Source organism: Lactococcus sp. UBA7128, assembly GCF_002492185.1.
In the GTDB taxonomy this organism is placed as follows: Bacteria; Bacillota; Bacilli; order Lactobacillales; family Streptococcaceae; genus Lactococcus; species Lactococcus muris.
In genome coordinates this window covers 1-13,369 of the sequence record NZ_DKXK01000049.1, presented here as the reverse complement: position 1 = coordinate 13,369, position 13,369 = coordinate 1, and the positions used below count along the sequence as shown (strand labels likewise).

General features: G+C 40.5%; 12 protein-coding genes. All 12 read left to right on the top strand.

Annotated features, from left to right (window positions below; genetic code table 11):
• Nucleotides 1-42 precede the first annotated feature (42 nt).
• The 12 genes from B4H39_RS05710 to B4H39_RS05655 all read left to right on the top strand — a co-directional run bounded on the left by B4H39_RS05710 (nucleotide 43) and on the right by B4H39_RS05655 (nucleotide 13,243).
• Complete coding sequence (locus B4H39_RS05710) at nucleotides 43-1,659, top strand: Na/Pi cotransporter family protein (RefSeq protein WP_271327893.1); 1,617 nt, start codon at nucleotides 43-45, stop codon at nucleotides 1,657-1,659.
• A 228-nt stretch (nucleotides 1,660-1,887) separates the two neighbouring features.
• Nucleotides 1,888-2,841 carry an L-lactate dehydrogenase gene (locus B4H39_RS05705; protein WP_202231547.1) on the top strand — a complete coding sequence of 318 codons (954 nt, stop codon included), beginning with the start codon at nucleotides 1,888-1,890 and terminating at the stop codon, nucleotides 2,839-2,841.
• Between the two features lie 566 nt (nucleotides 2,842-3,407).
• Nucleotides 3,408-3,806, top strand: a complete 399-nt coding sequence (gene rpsH, locus B4H39_RS05700; RefSeq protein WP_202231546.1) for a 30S ribosomal protein S8 — start codon at nucleotides 3,408-3,410, stop codon at nucleotides 3,804-3,806.
• An 89-nt stretch (nucleotides 3,807-3,895) separates the two neighbouring features.
• Nucleotides 3,896-4,432, top strand: coding sequence for a 50S ribosomal protein L6 (gene rplF / locus B4H39_RS05695; protein WP_202231545.1), 537 nt, complete (start codon nucleotides 3,896-3,898; stop codon nucleotides 4,430-4,432).
• 142 nt (nucleotides 4,433-4,574) lie between these two features.
• Nucleotides 4,575-4,922: a 50S ribosomal protein L18 gene (gene rplR / locus B4H39_RS05690; protein ID WP_202231544.1), complete on the top strand. Its 348-nt coding sequence runs from the start codon at nucleotides 4,575-4,577 to the stop codon at nucleotides 4,920-4,922.
• A gap of 20 nt (nucleotides 4,923-4,942) precedes the next feature.
• Nucleotides 4,943-5,437 (top strand): 30S ribosomal protein S5, encoded by a 495-nt coding sequence (rpsE, locus tag B4H39_RS05685; protein ID WP_202231543.1) that lies wholly within the window; start codon nucleotides 4,943-4,945, stop codon nucleotides 5,435-5,437.
• 10 nt (nucleotides 5,438-5,447) lie between these two features.
• Nucleotides 5,448-5,630, top strand: coding sequence for a 50S ribosomal protein L30 (gene rpmD / locus B4H39_RS05680; protein ID WP_003134512.1), 183 nt, complete (start codon nucleotides 5,448-5,450; stop codon nucleotides 5,628-5,630).
• 254 nt (nucleotides 5,631-5,884) lie between these two features.
• The gene (locus B4H39_RS05675; protein WP_202231542.1) at nucleotides 5,885-6,934 is read left to right on the top strand and encodes a BMP family lipoprotein; all 1,050 of its coding nucleotides are present in this window, start codon (nucleotides 5,885-5,887) and stop codon (nucleotides 6,932-6,934) included.
• Nucleotides 6,935-7,133: 199 nt separating this feature from the next.
• A complete protein-coding gene (gene rplO / locus B4H39_RS05670; RefSeq protein ID WP_202231541.1) occupies nucleotides 7,134-7,586 on the top strand; it encodes a 50S ribosomal protein L15 in 453 nt (150 codons plus the stop codon).
• 70 nt (nucleotides 7,587-7,656) lie between these two features.
• Nucleotides 7,657-8,973: a preprotein translocase subunit SecY gene (gene secY / locus B4H39_RS05665; RefSeq protein ID WP_251420298.1), complete on the top strand. Its 1,317-nt coding sequence runs from the start codon at nucleotides 7,657-7,659 to the stop codon at nucleotides 8,971-8,973.
• A 152-nt stretch (nucleotides 8,974-9,125) separates the two neighbouring features.
• Entirely contained in the window at nucleotides 9,126-12,452 is a 3,327-nt protein-coding gene (locus tag B4H39_RS05660; protein WP_271327894.1) for a leucine-rich repeat domain-containing protein, read from the top strand.
• A 143-nt stretch (nucleotides 12,453-12,595) separates the two neighbouring features.
• Nucleotides 12,596-13,243: an adenylate kinase gene (locus B4H39_RS05655; RefSeq protein WP_251420295.1), complete on the top strand. Its 648-nt coding sequence runs from the start codon at nucleotides 12,596-12,598 to the stop codon at nucleotides 13,241-13,243.
• The last annotated feature ends 126 nt before the right edge of the window (nucleotides 13,244-13,369 follow it).

Genomic DNA, 13,369 nt, shown 5'->3' with positions numbered 1-13,369 from the left:
AAAATGAATCTGAAGGGATAAAGTGAAAATGAGGGATAAGGCATGACCATCTATGATATCTTTTTTTTGTTAGGAGGCTTGGGACTCTTTTTATATGGAATGAGCTTGATGAGTGAGGGCTTGAGCTTAGTTGCAGGGTCAAAACTGAAAAACATCTTACGCCGACTAACACGTAATAAATGGTTGGGTGCCTTCTTTGGGTTCATTATTACGGCGATAATTCAGAGTTCGACAGCAACGACTGTTATGGTATTGGGATTTATCGACTCCTCATTAATGTCTCTTAGTCAAGCCGCAGGTGTGATTATGGGTGCTAATGCTGGAACGACTTTGACGGGTATACTGTTCACATTTAATATCCAAGATATTGTTCCTTTTGTTATTTTTCTCGGGACAATAACAACTCTTTTTGTTAAACGCAAAACCTTTAATCATATGGGGTTAATTTTGCTTGGCTTTGGTCTTTTGTTTTTAGGTCTGAATCTTATGAGTTCTTCGATGGTTCCCTTACGGGAATCGGCTTTTATGGCAGATTTATTTGTTCATACTCAAATGCCCCTGATTGGTCTCGTTGTCGGTTTCATTGTAACGGCGTTGATTCAAAGTTCAACTGCCTCAGTTGGTATTCTATTGACCATGGTGGCCGCAGGAGTTGTTGTTGATCTCCAGCAAGCGATTTTTATTTTATACGGCTTTAATGTGGGGACAGTTGTGACGACCTTAGTGGCGTCTATACGTGGTAATAAGACGGCTCAACAAGCAGCCATGGTTCATGTTCTGTTCAATGTTGTGGGCGCTTTGATTTTCACAGTTTTTACAGTTTTGCCCCTAGGTTTTGTTTCTTTTATTCAGAGTACTTCAGAAAATATTGCCCTTCAGTTGGTTTATGCACATATTGTTTTTAATGTTGCAACGCTGTTCATATTGCTTCCGGTGTCTAAATATATAATTCAACTCTCTGAAAAAATTATTAAGGCAGATTCGGAGGAGTCTCCTCAGCTTAAGTTAAAATTTATCGATCGACGATTGATTTACTCGCCAGAGATTGAAGTTGAGCATATTCTTAAGGAGATTCAAAGGACCTTTGAGCTTGTGCATGAAGATTTTAAAGAAGCTACAAATTATAAGACAATAGGGAAAAAACGACAGGAAGTCTATTTGCTGTCTAACGAAGCCTTAATCGAATATTTGGTCAAGGAGATTAACAGAACACTTACTAATGTAAATACGGTCAAGTTGAAAGAAGAATTTGCTATAACCGTTGGAATCTGTTATAAAGTTATTAATTATTTGCGCCAAATAGAAGAACAAGCTAAAGATATTGCGCTTAGCCTGCAACGCTATGAGCAACCTGAAACTATAGATGATAGTGGCAGAGAAGAGGGAGAGTTAGCTATTCATCTGGTTATGGAAGCGATAGTGCCGTTAGTGGATAGAATGCTCTTACAGATTTATGAGTTTTTAAAGGAAAAACTGTACCAAGAAGATAAAAAATTAGTGCAAGATATTGAGAGATTGGATCAAGAGATATTGAATCTTACACAAATTAATAGGGATTTACTCAGAGCAGATTTTGAAGATATTCGGATTTTTAATAGTCTCCGTCGTATCAGTGCAGACGCAGTAAGTATAGCAGTAACGTTAGAACATAAGAGGTGAAAAGAGCACGAAGATAGCTCTTTTTTTGTCATCTATAGTAGCACATTCAAGAAATGCTAAACAGCTTTTACCGACTTATTACATACAATGAGTAGTACATTTTATACATTTATAAATAAAATATTTGATTCAAAAAATTAATGCCTTTTATTAAATTAATTTATTTTACAAATTAATGATTGTGCGGTAAGATATAAGTATAAAGGTAATACGAAAGGAAGTACAGGAATGAAAGTCACAAATAGAAAAGTAGTAGTTATAGGCACAGGATTTGTTGGGACAAGCATTGCCTATTCGATGATTAATCAAGGGATTGTCAATGATTTGGTACTTATAGATGTGAACCAAGAAAAAGCAGAGGGAGAAGCACTGGACCTTCTAGATGGTATTTCATGGGGGCAAGAAAACATTAATGTAAAAGCCGGCGGCTATGAAGAATGTAAGGATGCCAATGTTGTAGTTATCACTGCAGGTATCAATCAACAGCCGGGTCAAACGCGATTAGAACTCGTGGATACGAATGCAAAAATTATGAAATCCATTGTTCATGAGGTGATGAATTCGGGATTTGATGGTGTGTTTGTCATTGCTTCTAATCCTGTAGATGTATTAACTTATTGTGCTTGGAAAGCTTCAGGTTTACCAGCATCAAGAGTAGTAGGTACAGGCACAACATTGGACACCACTCGTTTCCGCAAAGAACTTGCGACAAAACTTGAAATTGATCCTCGAAGTATCCACGGCTATATTATCGGAGAGCATGGAGACTCAGAAGTCGCAGTTTGGTCGCATACAACAGTTGGTGGTAAACCAATATTGGAATTTATCGTTCAAAATAATCGCTTAGAAGTTGCAGATTTACAAATTTTATCAGATAAAGTAAAAAATGCAGCTTATGAAATTATTGACCGTAAAAAAGCAACTTACTATGGCATAGGTATGAGTACAGCAAGAATTGTAAAAGCTATTTTGAATAATGAGCAGGCTGTTTTACCTGTATCTGCTTATCTCGAAGGCCAGTATGGAGAAGAAGGACTATTTACCGGTGTACCTTCAGTTGTAAATCAGACAGGAGTTAGAGAAATTATTGAGTTAAATATTGACCCTCAGGAACGCCAAGCATTTAAAAAATCTGTAAAACAGTTACGCGATGTTATTGAAAAGCTGGAGTGTAAAGATTAAGTTTTATTCTGCTTCCCTTACTTCTTTGTCTGCACACTTTCTGACTTAAAAGCTGAGATAATATAGGGTTTATTCAAACTTACGCATCTTCAAGAAAAGTAAAGGAAGAGTCTGGAAGAATTTGATAGAAAAAAGGGGACAAAAGTCCCCAACAAGAAAAAAACTGCTTAACCGCGCGTATAAGAATGCTGCTGTTAAGCAGTTTTTCTTTTGCTTTTTATAATTTTAAAAATTAGACAAAAGGCAGAGAACGGCGGAAAATGTCTAATTCGGGATTGTTAGTCACTGTGGCTCAAACACCGACTCAGCTTGTGTTTGAGTGTTCTCGATTGATGTCTTTCTTCTACATAACTTAATTCTTTAAATCGTGCATAATCGCCATCTTAGTTTAGAAGATTAGGAGGATTTTTTTAAATTGCTGTGTTTTCCATGGAGAAACACCCGAACCTATTGACATGATACAAATATTTTGATAAAGTATATAGGTTCGGTCTTTTAAAAAAGACCTCATTAATTTGAAAGTGGGATTGAACAAACCCAAACTACAAATAAGGAGAAATTACATTATGGTAATGACAGACCCAATTGCAGACTTCCTCACACGTATCCGTAACGGAAACATGCGTCGTTTCGAAGTTGTTGAAGCACCTGCTTCAAAAATTAAGCGTGAAATCGCAGAAATCCTTAAAGCTGAGGGTTATGTGAAAGACGTTGAGTATGTTGAAGATAACAAGCAAGGTATTATCCGTGTGTTCTTAAAATACGGAAAAAACAACGAAAAAGTTATCACTAACTTGAAACGTATCTCTAAACCAGGTCTTCGTGTTTACGTGAAATCTGATGAAGTACCACGTGTTCTTAACGGACTTGGTACAGCAATCATCTCAACTTCTGAAGGCGTTGTGACGGATAAGGTTGCACGTTCTAAGAATATCGGTGGTGAAGTTCTTGCTTACATCTGGTAATCTCTTACTGGTAAGCAGAAAAACATTATAATTGTGAAAACAGGCAGTAGAAATACTCTTGATAATTTAACAGAAAAGGTAAAAAAAACATGTCACGTATTGGTAATAAAGTCGTTGTTTTACCAGCTGGTGTAACAGTTGAACAAAACGGCGCAACAGTAACAGTTAAAGGCCCTAAAGGCGAATTGACTCGTGAGTTTTCAACAGCAATCACGATGGAAATCAATGGCTCTGAAGTAACATTCAAGCGTCCTGATGACTCTAAAGAGATGAAAACTATTCACGGCACTACTCGTGCAAACTTCAACAACATGGTTGTTGGTGTAAGTGAAGGTTTCCGTAAAGAACTCGAAATGATCGGGGTTGGTTACCGTGCACAACTTCAAGGTTCAAAACTTGTATTGGCTGTTGGTAAATCTCATCCAGATGAAGTTGAAGCTCCAAAAGGTATCACTTTTGAAGTTCCAGATGCTACACACATTAACGTTTTGGGCTCAGATAAAGAAGTCGTTGGTCAGACAGCAGCTTATATCCGTAGCCGTCGTGCACCAGAACCATATAAAGGTAAAGGTATTCGTTACGTTGGCGAATTTGTACGTCGTAAAGAAGGTAAAACTGGTAAATAATCTCTTGAAGATTATAATCCGTCATTTGGTGAATATAAGTTTGCCAAAATTCTGCTTAAGCAGAAACTTCCCGCTTGCATTTTTTGCAAGAAAATCGATGGCAAAAACTATCGAAATATAAAATATTAAAAGAGGTAGAATTGTGATTTCTAAACCAGATAAAAACAAGCTCCGTCAAAAACGCCATATTCGCGTTCGCGGAAAAATCTCAGGTACTGCTGAGACTCCACGTTTGAATGTTTTCCGTTCAAACACAAATATCTATGCACAAGTTATTGATGACGAAGCAGCTGTAACACTTGCATCTGCATCATCACTTAAATTGACTGGTACTAAAACAGAACAAGCAGCTGAAGTTGGTAAACTTATTGCAGAAGCTGCTAAAGCTAAAGGCATAGAAGCAGTTGTATTTGACCGCGGTGGTTATCTCTATCACGGACGTGTCCAAGCACTTGCAGAAGCTGCACGTGAAGCTGGATTGAAATTCTAAGGAAAGGGGTAATCATTAAAATGGCTAGAAACGAAGAAGTTAAAGAATTCGAAGAACGCGTTGTTGGAATCAACCGTGTTACTAAAGTTGTTAAAGGTGGACGCCGTCTCCGCTTTGCCGCACTTGTTGTAGTTGGTGACCGTAATGGTCGCGTAGGTTTCGGTACTGGTAAAGCTCAAGAAGTTCCAGAAGCAATCCGTAAAGCTATCGAAGCAGCTAAGAAAAACATCATTACAGTACCTATGGTAGGAACTACTGTCCCTCATGAAGTGCTTGGTGTATTTGGCGGCGGTAAGATCCTTATCAAACCAGCTGTAGAAGGTTCTGGAGTTGCCGCAGGTGGTGCCGTTCGTGCCGTCCTCGAACTCGCAGGTGTTGCTGACGTAACATCTAAATCATTAGGTTCAAACACAGCAATCAACGTTGTTCGTGCAACAGTTGAAGGTTTGCAACAATTGAAACGCGCTGAAGAAGTTGCGGAACTCCGCGGCAAATCAGTAAGCGATTTGGCATAAGGAGGATATCATGGCTCAAATCAAAATTACATTGGTAAAATCACCAATCGGCCGTATCCCTGCACAACGTAAAACTGTTGTTGCACTTGGCCTTGGTAAACTTGGTTCATCAGTTGTGAAAGAAGACAATGCAGCACTTCGCGGCATGGCTAACTCAATTTCACACTTGGTAACAATTGAAGAAGTTAAATAATAAGTAAAAAAGTTCAGATTATCTGAACTTTTTTTGTGAAAAATTGTAAATATTTTCAAACTGGAAAATTAAATAAGTAAAAATATACAGTGAATTTTAGGGTATAATTATTTCCAATGGCCGTAGCGTACCCAGATGTGAACATCTAAATAGATTAGACTTTACTAAGGGATATGTTTTCTACTCTGTAAAGAATAGCCTCTTTTTTGTTGAGTAATGGCCTGTCGTATTATGAAATGTGGAAGGAAGAAAAAATGAACAAACGTATTTTTACACTTGCAGCAGTCGTCTTTGCATCAGTAATCGTACTTGCAGGGTGTGGAGGACGACGTGCAGAAAAAATGCAAGGCGAAACAGCTCTTAAAGCAGCCTTAGTCTTAGGTAATGATGGCGTAGATGATCGCTCGTTTAACCAGTCGGCTTGGGAAGGGCTACAAGCTTGGGGGAAGGACAATGGTTTGTCTAAAGGGAAGGGAATTAACTATTTTCAGTCCAATTCTCCAGCTGAATTTACATCAAACTTTAATTCGGCTGTTTCAGGCGGTTATGATTTAATTTTCAGTATTGGCTTTGTTTTGCAGGAGGCAACTTCTCAAGCTGCGCAAAACAACCCGGATACAAAATTTGCTGTTATCGACTCTGTAATTGAAGGTAAAAACAATGTTGTTTCTGCCACTTTTGCGGATCAGCAATCTGCTTATCTGGCTGGTGTTGCGGCAGCTAAGACAAGTAAAACCAACCACGTAGGTTTTATCGGCGGTATTAAATCCGATGTTCTTGCAGCCTTTGAAAGTGGATTTACAGCGGGAGCTAAGTCTGTAACTCCAGATATCAAAGTGGATGTACAGTATGCGCAATCTTTTACAGATGCAGGTAAAGGAAAAACAATAGCTTCAGCAATGTATGCGAGTGGGGCAGATGTTATTTACCAAGCAGCTGGTAGTGTAGGTGCTGGACTGTTCACTGAGGCTAAAAATCTGAATGAAACAAAAAATGAAGCAGATAAAGTATGGGTTATTGGTGTTGACCAAGACCAAGAATATTTGGGCGGCTACACTTCTAAAGATGGGAAAAAATCAAATTTTGTTCTTGTTTCTACAGTGAAAGAAGTTGGAAATGCAGTTCAGGATATCGCAAGCAGAACAGCAAAAGGCAAGTTCCCAGGCGGTGAAAAACTCAAATATGACCTATCCAATGGTGGCGTAACACTTGCGCGCGACAACGCTTCTGATGAAGCATGGAAAGCCGTTGAAGCAGCAAAAGCTGATATTGTTTCGGGTAAAATTGTTGTTCCTGCAAAATAATTATAGAAATAACATGCGTGCTCTCACGCTTTTTATGCCAATAATGCCCTCTTTTTTGAAAAATTTGCATTTCCAGAGCAAATTTAGTAAAATGGAGAAGGTTTAAAAGCCCAAAATTAGAAAAAGTACAGGCGAGTCAAACTCCATTCTTCCTTAGAGTGGAGCAAGGCGTCAGCATTGTACAAAATAAGGAGAAAACATGAAACTTCATGAAATGAAAGCTGCAGAAGGCAGCCGTAAAGTGCGCAACCGTGTAGGTCGTGGTACTTCATCTGGTAACGGTAAAACATCTGGTCGTGGACAAAAAGGTCAAAAATCACGTTCAGGTGGTGGCGTACGTCCTGGTTTTGAAGGTGGGCAAACAGAGTTATTCCGCCGTCTTCCAAAACGCGGTTTCACTAACGTAAATCGTAAAGAATACGCAATCGTAAACCTCGATACTTTGAACCGTCTTGGCGATGGAGCAGAAGTTACAGCTGAAACACTTGTAGCTGCTAAAATCATCAAAGATGTTAAATCTGGTATCAAAGTTCTTGCTAACGGCGAATTGACAGTTAAAAACCTTAAGGTTAACGTTGCGAAAGCTTCTGCTGCTGCAAAAGCTGCTATTGAAGCTGCTGGTGGTTCTGTAGAAACTCTTGAAGCAAAATAATTCAATTGGCGGTTGTGGATCAACCGCTTATTTTATAGGATTAATATTTAAGAAAGTTTAGAGGGAAATTATGTTTTTCAAAACTCTAAAGGAAGCCTTCAAGATAAAAGATGTGAGAGCGCGAATCATCTTTACCATCTTTATTCTTTTTGTCTTTCGACTAGGTGCACATATTACAGTGCCGGGAATCAATGTTGAAAACTTGAATGCCCTAAGTGACTTACCGTTCCTGAACATGATGAATTTGGTTTCAGGTAATGCCATGCAAAACTACTCACTGTTTGCCATGGGGGTATCGCCTTATATCACAGCTTCAATCATTGTCCAGCTCTTGCAAATGGATATCTTGCCGAAGTTTGTCGAATGGTCAAAACAGGGGGAAATTGGACGCCGTAAGCTTAATCAAGCGACACGATATATTACTCTAGTTTTAGCTATGGCTCAGTCTATTGGTATTACTGCAGGTTTCCAAGCGATGAGTTCGGCAAATATCGTACAAAATCCAAACTGGCAAACTTATCTGATGATTGGTGTTATTTTGACGACGGGGTCAATAGTTGTTACTTGGATGGGGGAACAAATCAATGAAAAAGGATTTGGCTCAGGTATCTCAGTCATTATCTTTGCAGGGATTGTTTCAGGTATTCCAAGCGCCGTACACGAAGTTTACACAGAATGGTTTGTAAATGTACGTCCAGGTCAAATTCCAACATCATGGATTATGTTGGCTATCCTAGTTATTGTATCTGCATTGATTATTTACTTCACAACATTTGTACAACAAGCTGAACGTAAAGTACCTATTCAATATACAAAGTTGACACAGGGTGCGCCAACAAGTTCATACTTGCCACTTCGTGTTAACCCAGCTGGTGTTATCCCAGTTATCTTTGCGGGGTCAATTACAACAGCTCCTGCAACAATTTTGCAGTTCTTGCAGCGTGCCCAAGGGAACAATGTGGGTTGGCTTAATAGCTTACAATCTGCTCTTTCATACAACACATGGACAGGAATGCTGTTTTATGGTTTACTGATTGTTCTCTTTACCTTCTTCTATTCATTTGTACAAGTTAATCCGGAGAAGATGGCAGAAAACCTGCAAAAACAAGGGTCATATATCCCATCTGTTCGCCCAGGTAAGGGAACGGAAAAATATGTTTCAAGCTTGCTTATGCGCTTAGCCACAGTTGGTGCTCTTTTCCTTGGCTTTATCTCGATTTTGCCAATCGTTGCCCAAAACATTTGGGGCTTGCCAAAGATTGTTGCCTTGGGAGGAACCTCTCTCTTAATCTTGATTCAGGTTGCGATTCAAGCAGTTAAACAGCTCGAAGGCTATCTTTATAAGAAAAATTACAAAGGATTTATGGATAATCCGATTGAGGGCTAGTGAACTTCTGGCGTTGTGACTGAAGTTATCTATGCCCTACAACTCAAAAATATACTAAGGCTTTCATTTTACCTTGGTATATTTTTTTATTTTGATTTCCATATGATATAATAAAAGAGTAATGAGTTTTAGATGAGAAAAAGGAGAGAAACATGAGTGATAAAGGGAAACAAAAAAAGAACAAACGGCTGGCAATTTCTCTAGGTATTGTTAGTCTTTTGGGCTCCCAAGTTGCAGGGTCTATCGCTCCAGCTTTCGCGCAAACAGCTCCTCTTTCTCACGAGGCTTTAAGCCAAGAAGCACAACAAACGCCCCTTGCCCCTAAAGATATATTGCTTGGAAGTCAGCAGATTAATGCGATTTTCCCTGATGCTAGATTGGCAGCGGCTGTTGCTTATCGTTTGCAAAAAGTTCCTACAGACTTTGTCACTCAAACTGACTTGAACAATATAACCACTTTACAACCTACATCTGGAGCACCGATTGAGGGAATTAACAGTCTGGAAGGCATACAGTTTCTCACACGGATGACGACTTTTGGGATTACAAATGGTAATCTTTCTGACGTTAACAGTTTGGTTCCGCTTGAAGGCTTGGCAACTTCTAGTTTGACGAGTTTGAATCTAGGCAGCGCCCGAATTACAGACATTACTTCACTGGCTAAGTTGACACAGTTACGCAATCTGTCATTGGTAACCAACCGCATTGTCAATATCGAAGCGATTGGTGCATTAAAGGAGCTGAGGAGTCTTAACCTCACAAGTAATCGCATCGTAGACTTATCGCCCTTGCAAAATCTCCCCAGCGATGTTTTGACTGACCTGACCTTGAGTGAAAATACAGGACTTGGTGCAGGGACGACAGTCAATGCTGCGCTCTCCCATTTTACAGCACTCACGCGTTTAACACTGGCAAATGCAGGTATATCAAGCTTGGCCCCCGTTGCTGCCATGAATAGTCTGACCTACCTTTCTGTGGGGCGCAATCAAATTGACGATGCAGGGCTTCAAGCGGGAAATCTGTCTGCCAAGACAAATCTTACAACGCTTTACTTAAGAAATAACATGATTACTGAAGCAGGATTAGCAGAACTTTCGGGCTTGTCCAACCTGGTTTCACTTTACCTTTCAAACAATCTTATCTCTGATCCTCAAATTGGGGCAGCTGCACCATATGCTTTAGCTCCTTTGTCCTCACTTACAAGCCTGAAGACACTTGAACTTAATAACAATATGTTGCGTAGCCTGGCTCCTCTCCAAACTTTGAGTGGCTTGGTCGATCTTTCAGCAACTGGGCAAACTTGGCGGAAGGTAGAAACGAACCGAGGCCAGGCCCCCAATGAAACTGTTGGGATTTATAACAAAAACAGTATGTTTCCAAGTGACTCTGAACAATTAAGCATCGTTCAGGGCTCTGGGAGCATCGTATTTGATACGCCACCTTTGCGTGTACTCTGGCAAACGCTCGGAGACAACACATTGGAGTGGGTGATGCCCTCTGGTTTAGGCTCAGGGATTTTCTCCGGTTTAGCCGTGTATCCAACTCTGGGAGAAGTGGGAGAGCCCAACCCTGAACTAGGACCTATCAATATGCTTTTTCCTGACCCTGGTTTAGCTCAAGCCGTGGCTGATGTACTTGGCTTTGATGTGACACACATATTGACACAAAGTGAGGCGGACAGCATTGAAACTTTAGATGCTTCAAGCCGAAGTATCAGTAAGCTCAACGGCTTGACGCTTCTTCGTCGTCTTATCACACTTGATTTGTCTGATAATGACTTGAACACAGGAAGTCTCACTTTCTTTGCAAATGTCCCTACAGGCAGTTTGCAAAACTTGGACACCATCCTTCTTGATCAAAATCACCTCAATGATTTAAGAGCCTTCTATCATTTTCGAGGGGGAAATATCGGCGGACTCACTCTTTCAGCCTTAGATCAGCGTATTTATCTTGCGGATGTCAGCCACCGTGAAGCAACAGCTTTTAGCATTTATAACTTGCAGGAGCTTCATGATCGGACCAGTCTAGCCTTGGATCAGGTGCCGGAAGGCAGTCATATCGCTGAGCAGCTTCTTTGGGATTATATAGGTGAAAACCAAGCTGCCCACTGGACGGCACAAAATATTGAAAATATCGCATCCGGTCAATTTTCTGGTCAGGTTATCCAAACAGTTACTCCAAATCAATTTGATGTTCCTATTAATCAAATTTTTTCTGACCCAAAAGTTCAGGAAGCTATTGCAGCTGCGTTGACAGAAGGGCGGGATCGCCCTTCCCCAATACCTCCTGTTGCAGTGACGGATTATACATCAGCTGCAGAGTTGGCCCTGCTAGGTCTTGAAACAGCAGGGAATAAATATCCCAGAAAGTTGACATTGGATGGCGTCGCGCTTTTGGACGGACCAAATGTTCTTGGAGGTGGTGAGCATTATGTGGGACTTGCTACTCTCCCTAATCTCCAAGAATTGACGTTGACTCATGCGACAGTGACAGATTTTTCAACTCTGACTCATTTGCCCAATATGACGCATTTGACTATCAATGCAACAGCTGGCGTTGCTAATGCCATGGAAATGTTTAATCACCCTAATCTAAACTCTCTTCGTCACCTAACTCTGAATCAGAACGGTATCACGGATGTCTCGCAGCTGAGAGCACTTTCTGGATTGAACACCCTGACACTCAACCATAACCAGATTGCGAATCTGGGAGTTCTGTCCCGGCTTCTTCAGCTAGCCTCTGGTTTGACAAGTATTGTGGCAGAGGAACAAAGTCTTACGCGTCCTGCTGTTCTGACTTTTACGGATAGCCCGACAGATGTCTTTAACATTGATGAAAAGGCAGTAGATGCGAGCAAATGGTCCATGACTCAAGGGCAAGGGAGTTTGCGAACCCAAGCAAGTCCGAGTCAAACATTTGTCAACTATAGTCAAGCTTTGGCAGATAACAAACTCCGTTGGGAGGAAAGTCAAATTTTTACCAGTAATCCACGTATTGAGGTTTCCTTTTCTGGTACAATCACACAAACTTCCTTACCGCAAGCTGCTCCGACAAAACCTGTGATTGATAGCCTAACAGGAAATTCCTCCGAAGGCTATGTGGTCACAGGGACAGGAAAAGCAGGAGAAACGATTCTTATCCATGATTCTGGAGGTAATGTCATTGCCACAACGACCGTCCAAGCTGATGGAACTTGGAGGGCGGAGATTTCTTCTGGAAAAGTAAGGCCGGGACAGATGATTTCGGCTGTCAGTAAAAATGCAGATGGAAAAATTTCTGAGGCTGTTCAAACAAGAATTCCAGAAGATTCTGAGACAGAGAAAACTGGACCACAGGAAGAAAGTCCTGTAGAGACAAAGGAAGAACAAAATCTTCCAGACTTAGGGGAGATAGCCTTGCCTGCCTTGGCTCTTGGAGGAAGCAGTCTTGTGGCTGCAGTGCTGCTTTGGCTAAAACAGCGCAAATCACAAATGAAATAATGAAAAGTCTTGTTTTAGGCAAGGTTTTTCTTTATTTATCTCCAGAAATACGATAAAATATTAAGGTGTAAAGATGCTTTTAGGACTGAAAAAGAGATTTTAGTGCCTATAGCAAACTTGTAATAAGAAAACAGGAGAAGAAAATGAACTTGCTAATCATGGGCTTGCCAGGCGCAGGTAAAGGAACACAGGCAGAATTTATCGTAAAAAACTACGGGGTAAATCACATCTCTACTGGAGACATGTTCCGTGCAGCGATGAAAAACGAAACAGAGATGGGCAAACTTGCCAAATCTTATATTGACAAAGGAGCTCTAGTTCCAGATGAAGTGACAAACGGAATCGTTAAAGAACGTTTAGCACAAGATGACATCAAAGCCTCAGGTTTCTTGCTTGATGGCTATCCACGTACATTTGACCAAGCAGAAGCTTTGGACAAGATGCTGGTTGAGCTTGGCATTAAACTTGATGCAGTCATCAACATTGAGGTAAACCCAGATATCTTGGTTGAACGCTTAAGCGGACGTTATATCTGTCGTACATGTGGTGCAACATACCACAAAATCTTCAAACCAACTAAAGTTGAAGGCACATGTGACGTTTGTGGTGGACATGATCTTTACCAACGTGCTGATGATAATCCAGAAACGGTTAAAAACCGTTTGGAAGTAAATATTAAGGAATCCGCACCTATCTTGGAACATTATACAGAGCTTGGCTTAGTCAAGACTATTGATGGGGGTCAGGCAATGGAAAAAGTAACGGAAGATATTCAAGAAGTTCTTGGATAAGATATAAAACTTATGAATCCGCTAATCCTATAAAGAAAAGAAGCTCCAACCGGGGCTTCTTTTCGCATACCTAAAAGCCAAGCCCCCAGCCAAACCACCCATCCTTTTCTCATCAAACACTCATTT